The sequence below is a fragment of the Paenibacillus sp. FSL R10-2771 genome (assembly GCF_038000205.1).
In the GTDB taxonomy this organism is placed as follows: domain Bacteria; phylum Bacillota; class Bacilli; order Paenibacillales; family Paenibacillaceae; genus Paenibacillus_AQ; species Paenibacillus_AQ phytohabitans.
On sequence record NZ_JBBOBM010000001.1, the window covers coordinates 5038309 to 5057074 of the forward strand.

19 protein-coding genes are annotated in these 18766 nt (G+C 52.0%); 6 read left to right on the forward strand and 13 right to left on the reverse strand.

The window, feature by feature from the left end:
- Positions 1-98 precede the first annotated feature (98 nt).
- On the forward strand, positions 99-518 hold the full coding sequence (locus NSU14_RS21545; RefSeq protein WP_197074346.1) for a hypothetical protein: 420 nt from the start codon (positions 99-101) through the stop codon (positions 516-518).
- A 155-nt stretch (positions 519-673) separates the two neighbouring features.
- Entirely contained in the window at positions 674-2068 is a 1395-nt protein-coding gene (locus NSU14_RS21550; RefSeq protein WP_042135191.1) for a SpoVR family protein, read from the forward strand.
- A 787-nt stretch (positions 2069-2855) separates the two neighbouring features.
- Here NSU14_RS21550 and NSU14_RS21555 read toward each other — a convergent pair.
- From NSU14_RS21555 to NSU14_RS21565, 3 genes are all read right to left on the reverse strand, one after another.
- The gene (locus NSU14_RS21555; protein ID WP_340947332.1) at positions 2856-3758 is read right to left on the reverse strand and encodes an AraC family transcriptional regulator; all 903 of its coding nucleotides are present in this window, start codon (positions 3756-3758) and stop codon (positions 2856-2858) included.
- Between the two features lie 79 nt (positions 3759-3837).
- Positions 3838-4290 carry a flavodoxin domain-containing protein gene (locus tag NSU14_RS21560; RefSeq protein ID WP_076242668.1) on the reverse strand — a complete coding sequence of 151 codons (453 nt, stop codon included), beginning with the start codon at positions 4288-4290 and terminating at the stop codon, positions 3838-3840.
- Positions 4291-4433: 143 nt separating this feature from the next.
- The gene (locus tag NSU14_RS21565; protein WP_042140920.1) at positions 4434-5021 is read right to left on the reverse strand and encodes a TetR/AcrR family transcriptional regulator; all 588 of its coding nucleotides are present in this window, start codon (positions 5019-5021) and stop codon (positions 4434-4436) included.
- 159 nt (positions 5022-5180) lie between these two features.
- Between NSU14_RS21565 and NSU14_RS21570 the strand changes: the two genes are divergently transcribed.
- Positions 5181-5909 (forward strand): hypothetical protein, encoded by a 729-nt coding sequence (locus NSU14_RS21570; RefSeq protein ID WP_052421748.1) that lies wholly within the window; start codon positions 5181-5183, stop codon positions 5907-5909.
- A gap of 153 nt (positions 5910-6062) precedes the next feature.
- Here the strand turns inward: NSU14_RS21570 and NSU14_RS21575 are convergent, their stop codons facing one another.
- On the reverse strand, positions 6063-7958 hold the full coding sequence (locus NSU14_RS21575; protein ID WP_039304496.1) for a PrkA family serine protein kinase: 1896 nt from the start codon (positions 7956-7958) through the stop codon (positions 6063-6065).
- Positions 7959-8128: 170 nt separating this feature from the next.
- Here NSU14_RS21575 and NSU14_RS21580 point away from each other — a divergent pair, with 170 nt between their 5' ends.
- Positions 8129-8920, forward strand: a complete 792-nt coding sequence (locus tag NSU14_RS21580) for a DUF2161 family putative PD-(D/E)XK-type phosphodiesterase (protein ID WP_042135187.1) — start codon at positions 8129-8131, stop codon at positions 8918-8920.
- A 756-nt stretch (positions 8921-9676) separates the two neighbouring features.
- Here NSU14_RS21580 and NSU14_RS21585 read toward each other — a convergent pair.
- The 5 genes from NSU14_RS21585 to NSU14_RS21605 all read right to left on the reverse strand — a co-directional run bounded on the left by NSU14_RS21585 (position 9677) and on the right by NSU14_RS21605 (position 13514).
- Positions 9677-10510 (reverse strand): glucose PTS transporter subunit IIA, encoded by an 834-nt coding sequence (locus tag NSU14_RS21585; protein WP_340947333.1) that lies wholly within the window; start codon positions 10508-10510, stop codon positions 9677-9679.
- 83 nt (positions 10511-10593) lie between these two features.
- On the reverse strand, positions 10594-10740 hold the full coding sequence (locus NSU14_RS21590; protein ID WP_156118576.1) for a hypothetical protein: 147 nt from the start codon (positions 10738-10740) through the stop codon (positions 10594-10596).
- Between the two features lie 36 nt (positions 10741-10776).
- Positions 10777-11340, reverse strand: a complete 564-nt coding sequence (locus NSU14_RS21595) for a hypothetical protein (protein ID WP_340947334.1) — start codon at positions 11338-11340, stop codon at positions 10777-10779.
- Positions 11341-11572: 232 nt separating this feature from the next.
- Positions 11573-12790 (reverse strand): aminotransferase-like domain-containing protein, encoded by a 1218-nt coding sequence (locus tag NSU14_RS21600; protein ID WP_039303393.1) that lies wholly within the window; start codon positions 12788-12790, stop codon positions 11573-11575.
- A gap of 67 nt (positions 12791-12857) precedes the next feature.
- Positions 12858-13514: a response regulator transcription factor gene (locus NSU14_RS21605; RefSeq protein ID WP_340947335.1), complete on the reverse strand. Its 657-nt coding sequence runs from the start codon at positions 13512-13514 to the stop codon at positions 12858-12860.
- A 277-nt stretch (positions 13515-13791) separates the two neighbouring features.
- On the opposite strand from NSU14_RS21605, the gene NSU14_RS21610 reads away from it, so the two are divergent.
- Positions 13792-14199: a hypothetical protein gene (locus tag NSU14_RS21610; protein ID WP_039303387.1), complete on the forward strand. Its 408-nt coding sequence runs from the start codon at positions 13792-13794 to the stop codon at positions 14197-14199.
- Entirely contained in the window at positions 14196-15263 is a 1068-nt protein-coding gene (locus tag NSU14_RS21615; RefSeq protein ID WP_340947336.1) for a phosphodiester glycosidase family protein, read from the forward strand. The genes NSU14_RS21610 and NSU14_RS21615 overlap by 4 nt, the downstream gene beginning before the upstream one ends.
- A gap of 358 nt (positions 15264-15621) precedes the next feature.
- Here NSU14_RS21615 and NSU14_RS21620 read toward each other — a convergent pair whose 3' ends face one another.
- The 4 genes from NSU14_RS21620 to NSU14_RS21635 form a co-directional block, all read right to left on the reverse strand.
- Positions 15622-15876 (reverse strand): AbrB/MazE/SpoVT family DNA-binding domain-containing protein, encoded by a 255-nt coding sequence (locus tag NSU14_RS21620; RefSeq protein WP_039303382.1) that lies wholly within the window; start codon positions 15874-15876, stop codon positions 15622-15624.
- A 174-nt stretch (positions 15877-16050) separates the two neighbouring features.
- A complete protein-coding gene (gene trmL / locus NSU14_RS21625; protein ID WP_340947337.1) occupies positions 16051-16515 on the reverse strand; it encodes a tRNA (uridine(34)/cytosine(34)/5-carboxymethylaminomethyluridine(34)-2'-O)-methyltransferase TrmL in 465 nt (154 codons plus the stop codon).
- Positions 16516-16674: 159 nt separating this feature from the next.
- Positions 16675-17766, reverse strand: coding sequence for a 3-phosphoserine/phosphohydroxythreonine transaminase (gene serC, locus NSU14_RS21630; protein WP_042140917.1), 1092 nt, complete (start codon positions 17764-17766; stop codon positions 16675-16677).
- Positions 17767-17872: 106 nt separating this feature from the next.
- The gene (locus NSU14_RS21635; protein WP_340947338.1) at positions 17873-18757 is read right to left on the reverse strand and encodes a hypothetical protein; all 885 of its coding nucleotides are present in this window, start codon (positions 18755-18757) and stop codon (positions 17873-17875) included.
- Positions 18758-18766 lie beyond the last annotated feature (9 nt).

Sequence of the window (18766 nt, forward strand, 5' to 3'; positions counted from 1 at the left end):
AAGGCTCTCCATGAACGATATACATCGTTTTGGAGAACTTTTTTATGGATCATATTCTGATACAATATAAGGACAAACCAAATTGGAGGTGCCAGCCCATGCAATGGGAAGAGGTTCGGAAGATTTATCCCAATCAATACGTTAAGCTGCAAATCCTTGCATCACATACCGAAGGCAACACTAAGTTTGTGGATGAAGTCGCACTGATCCGTGCTATTCAAGACCCCCAAGAAGCGACTAAGGAGCAGCTACAATCTAAGGATGGCGTGATTGTGTCACATACCGGAAATGATGATTTGAAGGTTGAGATTCGTGCTTCTAGTAGACCAAGAGTGGCTCCAATGACCAGAATACTTACAGATGAACAAAAGAAGCAAATGACTTCGGTTATCTTCAAAGATGAAGGTGTCCTCTCTCAACTTCAACAAGCTCAAAAGGATCGTAGAGATGGAATTTCCACTTACAGTGACAGCGAAGAGGAGTTTGCCCAGTTACTGAACAAGACCCAGAACGAATAAATAGCCTAACCTCTTAGCATATTCGCTGTGGGTTAGGCTATTTTTGTACAATAACTCATCTGCCCTCTCATGCCGCACTCTTCCCATCATACTCCCTCCCCTCCGCCCATATACATAAGAAGAACGGTTCACAAGCTGGAAGGAGAGATGGATGCATGCCCGGTGATGAGATTAAAGCGCTGGAACGGGCGATTGCCGAGATTACGGAGATTGCTACCGGGTTCGGCCTCGATTTTTATCCGATGCGTTATGAGATATGTCCTGCGGATATCATTTATACCTTCGGTGCCTACGGGATGCCCACCCGGTTCGGACACTGGAGCTTCGGTAAGACTTTTCATAAAATGAAGTCGCAATACGATTTCGGCCTGAGCAAAATTTATGAGCTGGTAATCAACTCAAATCCGTGCTACGCCTTCCTTCTCGACGGCAACTCCCTGGTGCAGAATAAGCTGATTGTCGCCCACGTGCTGGCGCACTGCGACTTCTTCAAGAACAATATGCGCTTCTCGATGTCCAACCGGGATATGGTCGAGAGCATGTCGGCCACCGCTGACCGGATCGCCGATTATTCGGTTACCTATGGAACCGATACGGTGGAGAACTTCATCGATTCTGTGCTGGCGATTCAGGAGCATATTGATCCCAGCCTGATCCAGCCGCGCAAGCTGGGCAAGACCCACCTGCTCGAAGCCAAAATGAAGGAGCGCAAGGATTCCCCTCCCGGCGGTCCCGGTCCTGCAAATGCCTACAGTGAGCTATGGGATCTGGAGAAGAGCGATGTCGCCCCGCCAACGCCGGAAACTGCAGGCAAACGAACCTTCCCTCCCGAGCCGGAAAAAGATATTGTCTGGTTCATCCAGCAATATTCCACCGCCCTCGAAGACTGGCAGCGCGATATCATGACCATGCTGCATGACGAAATGCTCTATTTCTGGCCGCAGATGGAGACCAAGATCATGAACGAGGGCTGGGCTTCCTACTGGCATCAGCGGATCATGCGCGAGCTGGATCTGACGGCCGAGGAAACGGTGGAATACGCCAAGCTCAACTCATCCGTAGTCCAGCCTTCGCGCCAGAGCCTGAACCCTTATTACCTGGGGCTGAAGATCTTCGAGGATATCGAACGCCGCTGGGACCGGGACAAAATGTTCGAGGTGCGCGAGCTGGATTCCGACATCTCTTTTATCCGCAGCTACCTGTCGAAGCAATTGGTTAACGACCTTGACCTCTATGTCTTCGAGAAAAAAGGTCCGGAATGGAAGATCACCGACAAAGCCTGGGAAAATGTGCGTGACCAGCTTGTGCTGGCCCGGGTTAACGGCGGCTCACCGTACCTCGTTGTCCAGGATGCCGACTATGAGCGTAACGGCGAATTGCTGATCGCCCACCGCTACGAGAGCATCGAGCTGGATCTCAAGTACCTGGAACGCACCCTCCCGCATATCTACTCATTGTGGGGCCGCACCGTGCATCTGCAAACTGTTGTGGAAGACAAAAAAGCCCTTTTTACCTATGACGGCAAAAAGGTGCAGCGGAAGTTTATGTAGCGTGTCCTCTTAGCACAGCTCAACCTGAGTCCGGAGAGTACTCTATGATGTATTACAATACTAGCAATTGTACTTTGTGCAGTAGAATAATGCTAATTCCTCTGAAAAACAGCATCTATTGTACTTTGTACAATTGAATTTAGAGAATAGGCTGTTTTTTACTCTAAACGCAGAAATCTAATGCACGAAATACAACAGAATGCAGTTCAGTAACAAATATAGGGGTTTCTAATGTACAAAGTACAACCAGCTTGTAAAAGTGGAATCCCAGCGGGGAATTTGCTCGCGTGATGACCTGTGCTAACACATAACTGCTGGCATTCAGTCAGTTCCGGCTAATTTCCCATGATAAAGTGGTTAGTGGTTGGTGTTTTGGTTGTAGTTTTGGTTGTAGTTTTGGTTGTGGCTGTGGTCACACCCGCCCTGTACGAAGTGCCAGCGGGTGTAGCCGCGGTTTACCGGTTTACAAAATCCAGGCCCGTCTGCACATTGGAATGTGCGCTGCGGGCCTTCCTTGCGGCCGCCACCACCAAGCGGCCGGAACAACAGGACTAATAAGCAGGCAAAGACTGGGCGGTGGGAGTAACGGAGGGGATTTTGGAACTGTAGGAGCGATAGCGTTCGCCTGAAAGCTTTCCATAGGAAAGCTCGCTTCGGAAGCATAAGCTAAGATTGGATTTAAACCGCTGCCCAGCGGTTTAAATCCAATCTTAGCAGCGACCGGAAGTCCAAAATCCCCGCAGTTACGCCTTCACCGCACAGCCTTTGCCTCCGCCGTATTTAGCTCCTATTTTCCCCGCCGCTCAATCACCGGAACATAGATCTCCATCACCGTATCTACCCGCGCATGGCACCGCTCGTCGTAGTACTCAAAGTTCAGCTTGTCCTCGTCATGTACATAACCGCTTTCCGGGAACCATTCCTCGAAGATATATTGCCACGTAGACTTCACCACTTGGGCAAAAGTATCCGGGTTCTCCTCATCGCTGAGATCCACCGGCGGTGTCGTGAATACCGCATACTGCGCAGCAGGCACAACAGCGGTTAGCATTTCCTCAGCCACAAGGCTGAAGTCCTCCACTATAACCCCCAGCAGGTAGACGGCGTTGCCGCCATCGTCTGCCGGAATACATAAGCCAACCTCCCCGTGCTTCAGCGGGTTCAGCTTGGCGTACATTTTATCCTCCAGATTGTCTCCATCATAGTAATACCAGAAGGAAGCGACGTCCTGCGTATAGCTTCCGGCCTCCACGTTCGTTTCGATGCCATAACCAGCCACCCTAAACGCCGGTTTGCTCACCATCACGGGCTCCCTGATATAATCCCCGATTTGGTATACCGATCTGTCCCGGAGATACCCGTCCATCCGTGCCGCATACTGCGAGGGACTATAGCCGAAGGCCTTGCGAAAGGCTTTGGCGAAGCCGCCGGGGGTCTCAAAACCATACTCCAGCGCAATATCCGTAATCCGCCGCCCGCCAAACAGCTCTACTGCTGCCAGGGACAGCCTCCTGCTGCGCACATATTCCATAACCGGCATCTCCCGGCACCGGCTGAACATCCGGCAAAAATGATACAGCGAATACCCCGCCTGTGCGGCAATCTCCTCTGCCGTCAGGTTCTCCCGCAGATGCTCCTCAATATAATCAATACTCCGCTCGATCTCCCTGCTGTAATTCAGGTGCTCCACCAGCCTTTCCCTAACACAAAGCTGATTCCATTATAACAACCGGCAGCCAGCGGGTCAGTTCCAGTTTTGCTGCATTACTCTAGCGGATTAAGGAAGCCTTATCTAATAATCCAGCTGCAAACCTGCGGGCAGCCGCGAAATCCTGCTCATTGGGATGCCCTTTTTTGTCCAGATTGAAGCCCAGCGGGCTGAATTCACCGGGACAGTGGAACTCAGCGATGACATTGCAGCCTTTAGCCGCCAGCTTTGCCTCAACCAGCGCTTGATTCTTGAATACCCCAGATCCGGATGTGCAGAAAATAAAGACATTCTTGTCCCGGAGCGGCATCTTTTTGATGAATTTGAACATCCTGCGGTGGATTTTGGAGGCGTAAATGCCTGAACCCAAGCCAATCAGGTCATATCCGGACAGCATCTCCGGCTTAACGTCCTCCACTTTGGCCAAATCTGCACCCAGCACTTCAGCCATAGCGGCTGCAATCTTCTGTGTGTTCATGCTGCGGCCTGATCTGTAAATAATGATAGTCTTCATAATGACGCCTCAATTCGTTATATTTATAATATGAATGAACATTATTATATTCATTCATTTCAAACCGGAATAAAATGCCCAGTACATCCACTGAACATTTAATAGTGTATTCTGCCGCCGCCAAAAGAAGCCGGAAACCTTTGTCAATGCTGTGTATCCGTCAAGCCTTTCATGATAAACTCGACTAAATAATCCAGAATCTGCGGGAAATAGCTAACCCCGATCTCTTCCTTGTGGATGTCAATATACGGCACGGAGTTGAACAAGGCAAGAATCATGCCGTCCTCCAGATCCTCTCTGATCTTCCCCTTGGTCTTCCAGTGCCGGATTAATTCCAGCGTGCCGCTGTTCATCATTTCATGAATGCCCTCTATACCGCCATGCTCATAGAATTCCTTCTCCAGCTTGCTGAAAAGAGCTTTGTTGTACCATTCCTTCAGGATTGGATTCGTATGGATCCCGCTGTAATTAAGCGCCATGATTTCTTTGAGCACTTTGGCAGGCTCGTCATCCAGATTGACCGAAGACTGCAGGATGCTCCGCTTCAGCTTCTCGTTCTCCTGCAGATAAATATCGATGAACAGCTTCTCCTTCGAGGCGTAATAATTGTAGAACGTGCCTACGGCGAACCCGCACATTTTGGTAATGTCGGAAATATTGGTGTCCTTGAAGCCCTTGGAACTGAACAGCTCTTTGCCGCATCTGAAAATCTCAGCCTTCTTATCTTCCATCTGTAAGCCCTCCGCGCCTGAGTGAATAATATTAAATTCATTCATAATGTAGCACAGCGCTGCTGTCATTACAACACACTTTTAACTCCCCTGAATCGTATCACTTCAAGGGTGAGATGAATAGGCTGTTGTAATTAATTGAATAATGGAGGTACCCTTATGACCTTTGATAACGAATATCCGAACAGTCAAGCTTATCCATCCGCCTATCCTTATTCTCCGCGTAACACTTCCTTCCCTTACTCGCATTACTACCACCATCTGGTCCGCTCAGAACCCGGTCACACCCTTCCGGCAACAGAAAACCAAAGTGTAAAAAATGAATTCGTAAAAGGGCATATGAACGCAGATGTCGGCAGCGGGCAAGGGATTCATGTAGATGCCGGAGGTGAAGTAGGCGGTAAACACGGCATCGGTGTAAATGCCGGCGGCAATGTTAAATACACCGGTGCTGGTATGCATGCAGACGGCCACATCGGCAACACTTCTTATGGAATCCAGGCGCAAGGTAACACCCATCTGGACAGCGGCCAGGGTCTTGGACTTAATGCAGATGCCCAGGCCTTCGGCAAGTACGGGCTGGCTGCCCAGGCAGCTACCCAGCTGGGCGGCGGCCAGGGAGCCAATTTTCATACGGGGGCGCAAGCCGGAGGTGAACATGGTCTGAGTGCAGAGGCCGGCGGCCATCTGGGCTTAAGTCAAGGTGCCGGACTTCAGACCCAATTGCAGCTCGGCGGTGACAATGGGCTCGGTGCCCAGGCCAAGGCGCAGCTCGGCGGCGGTCAGGGCGCAGGCTTAGGCGTTACCGGACAGGTAGGCAAATATAACGGACAATTAGGCTTTACTATTGGCGGCAAGAATCAGGAGGCCAAGGAGCTTCAGGAGTAAGCCGGGCCCGGTCTATCTTTATAAGGGGAATATCCGAGCGAAGTCATGATTATGGCCGGGTATTCCCTTCTATACGAACAGCACATATTTAGCCGTGACAGGAAAAAGGACTACCTTCCGGCAGTCCCCAAGTTCCGTCAAGCTGCGTCCCCGTCAGCGGTTCAGCAGGCTTCCGACATATTTCAGCAGCTCATTGGCGCAGATCGGGCAGTAGTTGTGCTCATCAATCAGGCGGCGGCTGACTTCGTTGATGCGTTTCAGCTGGCTCTCATCCGGCGTTTTGGAGGAGGTGGTGATTTTGACAATATCCTTCAGGTCGGTGAACAGCTTCTTCTCGATCGCTTCCCGCAGCCGGTCATGGTTGTTGTACTCGAACTTCTTGCCTTTGCGGGAATAAGCGGAAATGCGGATCAGGATCTCCTCGCGGAATGCCTTCTTGGCATTCTCGGAAATGCCGATCTGCTCTTCAATGGAGCGCATTAGCCGCTCATCCGGCTCCATCTCCTCATCCGTGAGCGGGTCGCGGATTTTGGACCAGTTGCAGAAGGCTTCAATATTGTCGAGATAGTTCTCGAACAGCGTTTTGGCGGATTCTTCAAAAGAATACACAAATGCCTTCTGCACTTCGCTTTTGGCGAGAATATCGTATTCCTTGCGGGCAATGGAAATGAAGTTCAGGTAACGCTCGCGTTCCTCCTTCGTAATCGAAGGATGCTGGTCCAGGCCGTCCTTGATCGCCCGCAGCACATCCAATGCGTTCATGCACTGCAGGTCGCCTTTGATCAAAGCGCTGGAGATGCGGTTGATAACATAACGTGGGTCGATGCCGGACATGCCTTCGTCCAGGTACTCGGTCTGCATTTCCTTGAGATCGGCTTCCTTGTAGCCCTCTACCTCTTCGCCGTCGTACATGCGCAGCTTCTTGATCAGGTCCATTCCCTGCTTCTTGCTCTCCTTGAGCCGGGTCAGGATTGAGAAGATCGCCGCCGCCCGCAGCGCATGCGGGGCAATATGCACATGCTTCATATCACTCTGGCCGATGAGCTTGGCGTAGATTTTCTCCTCTTCCGAGACCCGCAGATTATAAGGCACCGGCATGACGATCATGCGCGACTGGAGAGCCTCATTTTTTTTATTGGAAATGAAGGATTTATACTCGGTCTCATTGGTATGGGCAATGATCATCTCATCCGCCGAGATTAACGCGAAGCGCCCGGCCTTGAAATTACCCTCCTGGGTCAGCGACAGCAGATTCCACAGGAATTTCTCATCGCATTTCAGCATTTCCTGGAACTCCATTACCCCGCGGTTAGCCTTGTTCAGCTCCCCGTCGAAGCGGTAGGCGCGCGGATCGGATTCCGAGCCGAATTCCGTGATGGTCGAGAAGTCGATACTGCCCGTCAGGTCGGCAATATCCTGCGACTTCGGATCGGACGGGCTGAAGGTCCCGATACCTACCCGTTCTTCCTCCGACAACAGCACCCGGACAACTCCAACCTGTTCGATATCACTCTGGTATTCATTCTTCAGCCGCATCTGGCAGGATGGGCAGAGGTTGCCTTCGATGCGTACACCCAGCTCCCGCTCGATCTCCGGACGCAGCTCCAGCGGAATCAGATGCAGTGGATCCTCGTGCATCGGGCAGCCCGCGATGGCATATACCGCACCTGCATCCGTACGCGAATATTGCTCCAGTCCGCGTTTGAGCAGGGTGACGAGTGTTGACTTGCCTCCACTGACCGGTCCCATCAGCAGCAGGATCCGTTTGCGCACATCCAGCCTCCGGGCGGCGGAATGGAAATATTCCTCCACCAGCTTCTCCACCGCACGGTCCAGCCCAAAGATTTCCTGTTCAAAAAACTTATACCGTTTACGTCCGTTGATGTCCTCGACGCCGTGTGACTTGATCATGTCGTATACGCGGGAATGAGCCGTTTTTGCGGGAGAGGGATCTAGTCTCAGCAGTTCTATATAGTCCTTGAAAGTGCCGCTCCACGCCAAACGGTCGTTCTCAGCCCGATACGAAGCTATACGCTCAAAAATATCCATGGCTCGCTGCCTCCTCTTGCGCTCCTACTTGCTCCACCAAGCTTAGAAAGTGTATTACATACCTATGCGGCGAGCCCGGAATAGTTGACCTCTTTTTTGCTGTGCTATAATAGAGAATCATGATTTCCCTTAAATAATTATGCTGCATTAAGAGCGCAGGAGTGAGTACAATGGCGATCAAACAGGAAACGGAGCTGTATGCTCCTTTGAAGAGTTTTTTTGAGCGGCAGGGCTATGACATCAAGGGTGAGGTACGGACCTGCGACCTGGTGGGCATCCGGGAAGACGAGGATCAGCCGCTGATCGTGGAGATGAAAAAATCGTTCAACCTCGCCCTGCTGCTGCAGGGGGTGGAACGGCTGCGCCTTAGCCCGAACGTCTATCTCGCCGTGGAACGCGTGCGGGATAAGAAGGGCGCGGTGAACCAGCGCTGGGGCGAGCTCAGCGGGCTGTGCCGCCGGCTCGGACTCGGGCTGATCACCGTCGTCTTCTACAAGACGAAGGCCCCGCTCGTCGAGGTGCTCGCGGAGCCGGGCGAGGCGCCGCCGCGGGCCCGCAGCGCTGTACGCCGCCGCGAGCGCCTACTCTACGAGTTCCGCGAGCGCAGCGGGGACTACAACACCGGCGGCAGCACGCGCGTCAAGCTCGTGACGGCCTACCGCGAGAAGGCGCTGCGCGTGGCCGCCGCGCTGCAGGCCCTCGAGGCCGAAGCCGCTGCTGGCGCGGCCGGCCTCGCAGACGGGCGCGCCCCGCTGGGCGGCGCGCCTGAGGCTCCGCGCGGCGTGACCCCCGCCGCGCTGCGCAAGCGAAGCGGCGTGCCGGGCGCCGCCGCCTACCTGCAGAAGAACTACTATGCGTGGTTCTTCCGGGTCGGGCGCGGCCGCTACACGCTCACGGCCGCCGGCACTGCAGCGCTGATCGAATACGCCGCGATCGCGGAGATCAGCGCAGGCAAGCTGTAGGCGGCTTGCCCCGCTGGAGCGGGGACTATGGATTCGCGGCTCACCCTCGGCTGGGGAGTCGCGAATCCATGATTACCGCTCCACCCTCCGGCCCCGCCGCAGCAGCGATGCCGTCCTTAGCATCTTGAACAATCCCGGACGGAGCGCCAAGCTCGCGCTTGTATGTCTTCGTCCTAACGCTGCGGCTTTATTCCAGCGCTTTTGCGCCTAGAATTCACGCAGGAAGGCTCATTCCTATTCTACAGCCACCCAACAAGTGGAATAATAGCACTTAACTTCATGACTTTATCCCGTCAGAACGGTTTAGTTGGATAAAAAGCATCTAATTGATCTGATTTCGAATCGAATGGTCGATTCCGAATCAATAGATGTATTATTTCCATTTAAATTCCTGAAATCTCCAGTTTCAGAAGAATTAAATGCTCTTTTTCCACCTATTCCGTGAGGAAGGGCAGAGCAGAATTGGGCAGAGCAAAAAGGCACGCATACGCATACAGATACAGATACAAAAGGAGTCATCCCGTACGCAGACCCCCTGCGTGGCGAGACAACTCCTTTTTTCCAACCTAGTTCTTTCACTTGTTCTTGTAATCGTTCTTCTAGTCGTTCTTCCAGTCGTTCTTCCAGTCGTTCTTCCATTACTTTCGCGCCAGACTTACAAGTCTCAGCCCTACATCCTCCCACACCAGCAGTCACACCCGCCTTATGCTTTTGGCTTTTCGGCTATCTAACTTTTCAGCTTTCCAGCTACCGTGCCTAAGCAAGCACCGTATACAGCAGCTCCTTCTCCTTAACGGAGGAGCGGCCGGAAGGCAGGATTGAGTTATACTGCTGGATGTTCGTGATAATGACCGGCGTAATTGTGCTGTAGCCTGCCTTCTCGATCTCAACATGATCGAATTCCATCAGCAGATCGCCGACAGACACCTTGGTTCCAGCGGTAACCTTAGGCGAGAAATGTAGTCCCTTCAGCTTCACAGTGTCGATCCCGATGTGGGTCAGCATTTCGGCTCCGCTGTCACTGACCAGACCAATCGCATGGCCGCTCTTCGACAGCGAGAACACCGTTCCGTTGACCGGCGATACCACTCGGCCTTCGGAGGGCTGAATGGCAAAACCCTGACCCATAATTTCTTCGGAGAACGCCGGATCATTCACTTCACTCAGCGGCTTCACTTCACCTGCAATCGGACTGAACACTTCTTCATTAACCATCGTCGGTTCAACCCGCGTTACAGCAGACGTAGCCGTCACGCTTGCTGTTGCCCGAGGTGCTGCTTCCACAACCGGCGCTGCAGCAGCTTCAGGCTCATCTTCAAAGCCCAAAATATAAGTGACGACAGCCGCAACCGCAGCACCAATTGCAAAGCTGATGACCGAATAGACGAAGGTCGCTCCAATAACCATCGGAATCCGGGAGAGCCCGGCAAGTCCGCCGATGACATAAGCTTTGACTTTGAACAAGCTGAGGAACGCACCGCCGACAGCTCCGCCGATCAGGGCAGAGATAAACGGTTTCTTAAGACGCCTATTTACGCCATACATAGCAGGCTCTCTAATCCCCATAAAGGCCGTAATACTTGTGGACATGGATAGAACGTCCCCCCAGACCCCAGCAGCGTAGTACCGTTGGATACAGAATCGCAGCCCCTATTGCTGCAGCAATGTACATATCACTGCCTAGCTTGCGGGCAGCCCGCCCCATCCGGTCCCCACAGCCCTACGATTCTCCCCTTGGGAAGGGCCAGGCTGAGGCCGTCCAGTGCAACCTTCCTTCTGTATCCTTTGGCCAAATTGCTGCACTCCAGTATGTTCTCCATTACATCACTCCTGCTCATCGGAAACTTACAGGTGTGTTATTTCTGCTGGAGCAGAATCATTGATTTCGCTGCATCCTCAAAATCCTTCCGGTCAAACATTCTGGCTGAGAAGATTTCAAAATGGGTGTTATCTATTTCACCATACAAATATTCCACCGTACTTTCCTCCTCGCTAATCCACTTTCCTTCCAATTGCGGGGACAGCTGCACCTTGGTAACCATTCTATTTCCGCCCCCAGGCTCCAGCTCCTCCATAGATTCAGTAATCGCCATCCGGATGAAATGAAGGGTCAACCGGTTTCCGTCCACCTTGGCCTCTTCAAAATAATCATCCGGACCGCCGCCAATCTCAGGAATATATACGTTCGCCAAGCCTGCTTTTTGCGCCGCTTCCCGGATCTCCTGGAGCTGATTCCGGCTGTAGTGCAGCTTGTTGACCGGTTCCTCACATACAAGAGTATCTAAAGCCGTAAGGCCCGTTGCCCCTTTGCCAGCAGCAGGTCCTGCGGCTTCAGCGGTTTCGGTGGGTACAGCCGCATCCGGTGGTTCCGGATTACTGCTGCATCCTCCCATTAGCAATACTGCAATGCAAGCTGCCAACCTATATGTTTTGTTTATTTTCATTCTCTTTCAGCTCCGGTTCCTTGGGTTTGGAATAAATTTGACACTCAGCCCAAGTATAGTTCCTTCTACAACACGATAAGTTTCATATTTTTCCGATTCTAAAGACATCTTTGTAAATTCAGTTCAAAAAAAGAAGGACAACCGCCCGCCATTCCATGGCAAGCAGTCATCCTTCTTCTATATCATGCTCCGGTGATTCCCGTCACTCTCAGCTCCGCGCCGTAAACTCCGATACCGCTTCACTCATCAGATTCATGCCCAGCAGCAGCTCATCCCGGCCGGGGTGGCTGAAGTTAAGCCGGATCCGGTCCGAGCCTCCGCTTACACTGCAGAGCGGTCCGGGCAGAAAGGCTACGCCTTTAGCCAATGAGGCACGCAGCAGTGCCATGGCATCCAGCCCCTCCGGCAGCGACACCCAGAGGAACATCCCGCCAACCGGCATATCATACACGCTGCTTTTCCAGGCCGGGCGTTTCAGAAGCTCGGCCATCAGCTTCAGGCGGGTATTGTATTCCCGGTTCAGCAGGGTGATATGCTCCCGCAGATCAAAGGCGCTTACACTAAGCAGATGATGCAGCAGCCGCTGGTTCAGCGAGCTGGACTGCCAGTCCGCCATCTGCTTCGCAGCGGTCATCATCCCGATCAGCTCGCGGCTTCCCGCCGCCCAGCCCGTCCGCAGCGCCGGCGCAACCGTTTTGCTGAATGAACCGATATACAGCACATGCCCGCCCTCGCTGACATTCTCCAGCGCGTAGAGGGAAGGGTATCTCAGCGAAGGATGCTCATCATATCGCTGGAAATGCAGATCACCGTAAGAATCATCCTCTATAATCAGCACGTTATGCGAGGTGCACAGCTCAAGAATTTCCTTGCGCCGTGCAAGGCTCCACAGCACACCGCTCGGATTGGTAAAGCTCGGCGTGGCAAACAGCATTTTGGGCCGGTGCTGGCGGATTCCGCTGCGCAGATGATCGGGCAGCAGGCCGTCCTTATCCCCCTGCACCGGAATGATCACGGCACCCTGCATCCGCAGCGCCTGCAGAATGCCCGGAGAGGTCGGATTCTCGACCAGCACCCGGTCCCCGGGATCTATATAGACTCTGGCCAGCAAATCGATGGCCTGTTGGCTTCCCGTTGTCAGAAGAACTCCGCCTTCGGCCACATTAACCCCTTTGCCTCCCAGCCAATCTCCGGTAAGCCACTCCCGCAGCGGGCCATAGCCCTCGGGATCACCGTACTGCAGAGCTCCGGCATCTGCCGATATCACCGTCGACGCCGCTTCAGACAACAGCGGCAACGGGAATAATTCCTCCGCCGGCAGCTCTTCCGCCAGCGAGATCAGCGTGCCGCGCCGCGTCTGTTTGCGGATACTCAGCAGTGGTGATGACAATAACGTATGTGCGCGCGCAGAAAATTCATACTTCATACGCTCCCCCCTTTACTCTGGTTTAAGAATATTCCAGCCCGGACGGCATTATGTCGTTATACGGGGATCAGGCGTAGATTTGCTTGTTCTGTCTTGAGAATAGGGCGAACTTCTCGATCGCCTGTGCCCTCGTAGATACTTCCAGCTTAACATAAATCTTGCGCAGATAGTTATCGATCGAGCGGCGGCTGACTTCAATCTCCAGGGCGATCTTATCGTATGTAATTCCTTGCACAATGCGTTCCATAATAAACATCTCTGTCTGTGTCAGCTGCATTACAGCGTCCAGCCCTCTGGAAGAGGTCACCGGACGTAACCCCTTCTCAATCCATTCGAGCGGAATGGAGAGGAAGCCTTCACGGATTCCGCTAATCATCTGCAGCAGCTGATTCGGAGTCGCCCCCTTGGACAGCACTCCGCTTGCCCCAAGCTCCATCAGCGGCTGAAACATTTCTTTATCATTCTCTTCGGTCATAATTATAAAATGGGAGCTCTGTGAGCTCTTCTTCATCTCTGGCAGAACATCCTCTACCGTTCCTTCCGGCATTTGATAATCGCTGAGTACCAGGTCCGGCCCGGTATCGCGCACCATGGAAACGCATTCGCTCCAGGTGGAATACATACCTGCAACCTCCAGCTCTCCCCCTTCTTCCAGAATCAATTTTGTTCCCAACATACTTGTGGGATGACATCCCACGATGACCACCCGCCAGACTTTCATCAATGCCCAGACCTCCTGCTATCTATATAATTTACCAGAATGGAAAGCGCGATAAGCGTTTCCGGTTAACACGCAAGCAAGGAACTATGATGTCTTGTCTGTTCTTCCTACTTTTACCTTGAATACGCCCCTCAGATATTCCAATCTATAGAAATTGTATCGCAGTAGTTTAACAGGATGCAATTACTTTTTCTTGTTTTCACAAGCTCTTTCACTTTTGCGAAAATAGTAAAAGTCTGATAGAATGGGGACTTGAAAAAAAATGGCTTGAGGTGATGAAATGCAACCGCTAGCGGAATCAACCCGGGTACACTCGCGCCGGAGCGCAGAGAGAAGCGGACCTTCCGTAAAATGGTTTCTACTGTTCTGGATTTTGATGATTGCACTCGGCGTTTATGCCGTGTACAGCTACACGAACCATCTGAAAGATCAGGTGCTGAGCGAGCTTGGATCACAAAGCCAGCAGCAGCTTACCGTTTTGAAGACCGATTACGAATCCAAGATCGCCGTCCTGACCGAACAGGTGAAGGAACTGCAGAGCACGGTGCAGACCTTTAATGAATTATTGACCTTCACCAAAGATAACGCCAGCAACAAGACGGACAACAGCAACAAACTGTATACACAATTAAGCGAGGTCAAGAAACAGCTGGATGCGCTTAAGAAAGAGATGGATCTGCTCAAATGATGACTCCTGTCAAAAGAGTAAACCGCTTCTTCATGCTCCTGACCGCGCCGCTCTTCGGACTGCTGCTCTGCCTGTGGCTGTATCAGCCGCCGCTCGACCTCAAGCTCGATACCGGACCCTTTACTGCTGTCTCCGGCCCTGTTAGTGAGACCGCTAAGCTTAAGCGGGATCTGGCCGTAGCCAGGAGCTATGCGTCTTACACCATCGATTCGATCAGCGCCAGTGCCCTGCTGTACAAGCAGACCACGAATGCCATGAATGCGCTGGTCAGTACGGCCGCAGCCCAGACCTCCCGCCCGGAGCGGATCTACAATAACCGGATTACCTCCCGGCTGGGCATACCTGCCGATGTAATTACCAGTGACCGGATTACCATTGAATTGTACCGGCTGAACCCCGGAAACTATAAAGCATACGCGTTAAAGATCAGGCTGAAGGATCCTGCCGCCATGAAGATGAGTCTTGCCGGTGACGGCACTGGCGCATCCGAGACCACCATGCAGGCCGTGAACCGCTATGGTGCATCCGCAGGCATCAACGCCGGCGGGTTCGCCGATCAGAACGGCAAGCGTTATCCGCTGTCTACAACCATTGTCGGCGGCCAGTATTTGTATGGCTTCGAACCCAGCTACAAGGATCTCAGCTTCGTCGGCCTGAATAAGTCCGGGCAGCTGATCGGCGGCAAGTTCAGCAGCCGGGCACAGCTGGATCAGCTGGAGCCCGTTTTTGGCGCCACCTTCGTCCCGGTTCTGCTGAAGAATCACACCAAGACTGTGATTCCGCAGAAATGGCAACTCACTCCTAAGCGTGCACCGCGCACCGTGATCGGCAACTTCAAGGATGATCAGCTGCTCATTCTGGTGGCCGACGGTTATGACGAGAACGGCAATTCCGGGGCTACTCTGGCAGAGCTTCAGGACAAGCTGTATAACCTTGGCGTCATTGATGCCTACAATCTCGATGGAGGCGGATCTTCCTCGCTGATCTTCCGGGGGAAGGTCATCAATAACCCTTCTGACGGCAATTTGCGGCGTGTACCGACGAACTTCCTGTTCTTCAAGTAAGTGACTGGAGTTCGTCAATGCCATTAATCACATTTTCATTTATTTTTGCGGAATGAAAGCGTATAATCAGATTAACGAATAACAGTCACTAACGGAGGTGCACAGCATGTCGTTCTCCCTGACTTTTTGGATCGTGACCCTGGTTTTTCTGCTGTTTCTGGCCGGCATCCTTACTTCTTCCTACAACGACGACAAGACCAAGGGCTTATAAGAGTCCGCTGAGCGTTTACAAAAAAAGGAGCACCGCACTGATGTGCGGCGCTCTTTTTGGTGTGAAGAAAAGCCTTACCCAATCAGCAGCCTGTTACAGGACGCCGTTCAGCGCTTCTCCTATGTAGATAGTAATGCTGTTTTGCACTTACGCGTGTCTTGGCAATTGAGTCATTTCCGAAAGGCAGCTTGCACAAATATAACGGTCTTTATATTCGCTTACGCCTTCCATACCTCCGCAAAAGACACACTTCGGACGATAACGCTCCAGAATGATATGATCGCCCTGAACCAGAATTTCTACAGGGTCGCCTTCATTCATTGAATACCTTTTACGCAGGGACTTAGGCAGAACAATTCTACCCAGCTGATCTACTTTACGTACAACGCCAGCAGGTTTCATATCTAACTTACACTCTCCTGTTCAACTGATAATTAGTAGCTGCTAAGATAAACTTAAGAATGAGAACTTTCATTCTTAAGTTCACTTTCTATACTACTTATTTCGGCACTAATTAACTATTTCGTTACTAAAATGTCGAATCCTGCTGAAAAAAATAAAAATTGATGTCAACTTTTAGAAAAGTTGCGGGAAATCCATCTGCCGGAGTGCTTCATAAACAATAATCGCTGCAGAATTAGATAAATTAAGCGATCTTACTGCTTCGCTCATCGGCATGCGCATTCTGGTTTCCTTGCCGGCTTCCAGAATATCTGCCGGCAGTCCCTTGGTTTCCTTGCCGAACACAAAGAAGTCACCATCCTGAAAGGTGAAATCCGTATAACGCTTCTCAGCCTTTGTGGTGGCGTAGAAGAAACGGCCCTCCTTATACTTCTCAAGTACTTCACTGAAGGAATCATGATACTCAATGGTTACCGCATGCCAATAATCGAGTCCGGCACGTTTCAGTGTTGCATCATCTGTACGGAAACCGAGGGGACGCACGAGATGGAGGTGGGTTCCCGTAGCCGCACAGGTGCGGGCAATGTTGCCTGTGTTCGCCGGAATTTCCGGTTCTACGAGCACAATGTTTAATGCCATAATTCGGATGCTTCCTCTCTGTAGGGTCCTAAAGACGTACTTGGCCCTGTAATGAATTCTTGATGATGGTTCCAGGCACAGGCGCAGCCCGGAAATCCTGAGCTGCGGGCAAGAAGAAGACCCTCCACCGCCAGGCGGAAGGTCAGGAGCGTTCTTTCATTAACCTTGAGTTTGCTGGAAATGCTTCATGAAATCGGCAAGTGCCTTAACACTCTCATGAGGAACCGCATTATAGATGGAGGCACGCAAGCCGCCAACGCTGCGGTGGCCTTTGAGGCCAACGAATCCTTCCGCTTCGGAAGCTTTGATGAACTGCTTCTCCAGCTCCTCCGATTGCATCCGGAACGTTACATTCATAATGGAACGGCTGCCTTCTTCCGCAACTCCGCGGTAGAAGCCGTCACTGCCGTCGATATAGTCATAGAGGAGACCTGCTTTATCACGGTTTTTGGCTTCGGTACCGGCAAGCCCGCCCTGTTCCTCAATCCATTTTAACACTTCATTAACCATATATACAGAGAAGGATGGCGGCGTATTGTAGAGAGAGTTGTTCTTATAATGTGTATCATACCGCAGAATCGTCGGAATATTCGCAGGAGAACTGGAAATCAGCTCTTCCTTGGCGATCACTACAGTGACGCCTGAAGGTCCCAGATTCTTTTGCGCACCTGCATAGATCAGACCAAATTTGTTGATGTCGAAGGAACGGCTCAGAATGTCACTGGACATATCTGCGATTAGCGGAATAGAACCAGCATCCGGATACTCTGCGTATTGTGTCCCTTCAATCGTTTCATTCGAGGTAACATGCAGATATGCGGCATTGTCAGCAGCTTTGATGCTGCTAAGCTCCGGAATCGCCAGGAACTTCTTATCCTCTGAGGATGCGGCAACATGCCCGCCGCCTGTCAGCTTGGCTTCCTTCAGGGCCTTGTCCGCCCAGCTTCCTGTCATAACATAGCTGCCGACCTGGCCTGCAGAGATGAAGTTCATCGGAACCATAGCGAACTGTGTGCTTGCTCCGCCCTGAATGAACAATACCTTGTAGCCTTGCGGATTGCCGAGGAGCGAAAGCAGGCGTTCCTGAGCTTCATTATGCACGGATTCGTATATAGCTCCGCGGTGCGACATCTCCATAATGGACATTCCGCTCTCCCGGAATTCAACAAACTCCGCTTGTGCACGTTCCAATACTGTAAGCGGCAATGCTGCCGGACCGGCATTAAAATTGTATGCTCTCTTGCTCAAAATTGCTCCCACCCTTTCTCTCCTATGAATATGGATATCGCTATGATAGCAGATAACATTAAACAGCAGCAAGTATAATTATTCACATAGGAGGTAAGCTAGACAGGCTTCAGGAGGCAAAAAATTGATAGCTGCGCTTCCAACCCTTGCTGTGACGCGGTAAAATGGTGATGTCAATAAAAACCTCGGGAGAAATTACATGTTTTTCACCCCATAGAATGATCCGTTCCGCAATGAAATCCCCGCTCTCCAGGATTCCGGCACCGCTTGGCTTATGGACGAGCTCCCAATAATAATCAGCCGCCGCGTTCTCCCAGCCCTCCAGCCGGCAATAGAAGGGACGGTCCGGTGCTTCCTTCCATGTAAGACTGTTACCGGACACGCTTAGCAAATTGTCCGTATATGAGGATTCCGGCGCTGCAATCCGGAGTTTGCCCGGCAGCCTCAGCTCATATTCCCCCCCGACAGCCGCGCCGTTGATTCCGACAAAGTTATGAATATATTCCTCTATGCGCAGCGGCTTGTCCCCTACATTCTCAATCCCGTAGGCAATATCCAGCCGGTCCTCATTCAGCGTAATCGTCTTAGTCAGCCGCATACTGTAGCCCCGGCATTCCATCGGCTGGACGGTGTAAGTGACCGAATGCCTGCTGAGCTCTTGATTTATGGTGAAGGGAATAAGCGGATACTTCCCGAAAAAATCGTATGCTTCATCGCTCTGCTTCTGCAGCAGCCCGACCCCGGGCTTCAGGAACCACTCACCGGCAGCGGCATCCTCATAGCCGATTGCCCGGGAAATGGCGAACTCATTGCATAGGCCTATGCCTCCGCTGCCCTGTCCCGGAACCAGACTCTCCGGCACACAAAAGGTATGCCCCCCCTGCTCCAGAGTCACTCCTGTAATAAAACCGCTCCAATCAAACCGGGTGCCGCTATATGCTCCCGGCTCTGCTATCTCCACTGTAAGTATTCCGTTTGATAGAATATGTGCCACTTAATGCCC

Bases quoted from the DNA above. Each gene is read 5' to 3' on its own strand.
- NSU14_RS21545 (WP_197074346.1), top strand. From the start codon at position 99: ATGCAATGGGAAGAGGTTCGGAAGATTTATCCCAATCAATACGTTAAG.
- NSU14_RS21550 (WP_042135191.1), top strand. From the start codon at position 674: ATGCCCGGTGATGAGATTAAAGCGCTGGAACGGGCGATTGCCGAGATT.
- NSU14_RS21560 (WP_076242668.1), bottom strand. From the start codon at position 4,290: ATGAAGACTATCATTATTTACAGATCAGGCCGCAGCATGAACACACAG.
- NSU14_RS21565 (WP_042140920.1), bottom strand. From the start codon at position 5,021: ATGGAAGATAAGAAGGCTGAGATTTTCAGATGCGGCAAAGAGCTGTTC.
- NSU14_RS21570 (WP_052421748.1), top strand. From the start codon at position 5,181: ATGACCTTTGATAACGAATATCCGAACAGTCAAGCTTATCCATCCGCC.
- NSU14_RS21575 (WP_039304496.1), bottom strand. From the start codon at position 7,958: ATGGATATTTTTGAGCGTATAGCTTCGTATCGGGCTGAGAACGACCGT.
- NSU14_RS21580 (WP_042135187.1), top strand. From the start codon at position 8,129: ATGGCGATCAAACAGGAAACGGAGCTGTATGCTCCTTTGAAGAGTTTT.
- NSU14_RS21585 (WP_340947333.1), bottom strand. From the start codon at position 10,510: ATGTCCACAAGTATTACGGCCTTTATGGGGATTAGAGAGCCTGCTATG.
- NSU14_RS21590 (WP_156118576.1), bottom strand. From the start codon at position 10,740: ATGGAGAACATACTGGAGTGCAGCAATTTGGCCAAAGGATACAGAAGG.
- NSU14_RS21600 (WP_039303393.1), bottom strand. From the start codon at position 12,790: ATGAAGTATGAATTTTCTGCGCGCGCACATACGTTATTGTCATCACCA.
- NSU14_RS21610 (WP_039303387.1), top strand. From the start codon at position 13,792: ATGCAACCGCTAGCGGAATCAACCCGGGTACACTCGCGCCGGAGCGCA.
- NSU14_RS21615 (WP_340947336.1), top strand. From the start codon at position 14,196: ATGATGACTCCTGTCAAAAGAGTAAACCGCTTCTTCATGCTCCTGACC.
- NSU14_RS21620 (WP_039303382.1), bottom strand. From the start codon at position 15,876: ATGAAACCTGCTGGCGTTGTACGTAAAGTAGATCAGCTGGGTAGAATT.
- trmL (WP_340947337.1), bottom strand. From the start codon at position 16,515: ATGGCATTAAACATTGTGCTCGTAGAACCGGAAATTCCGGCGAACACA.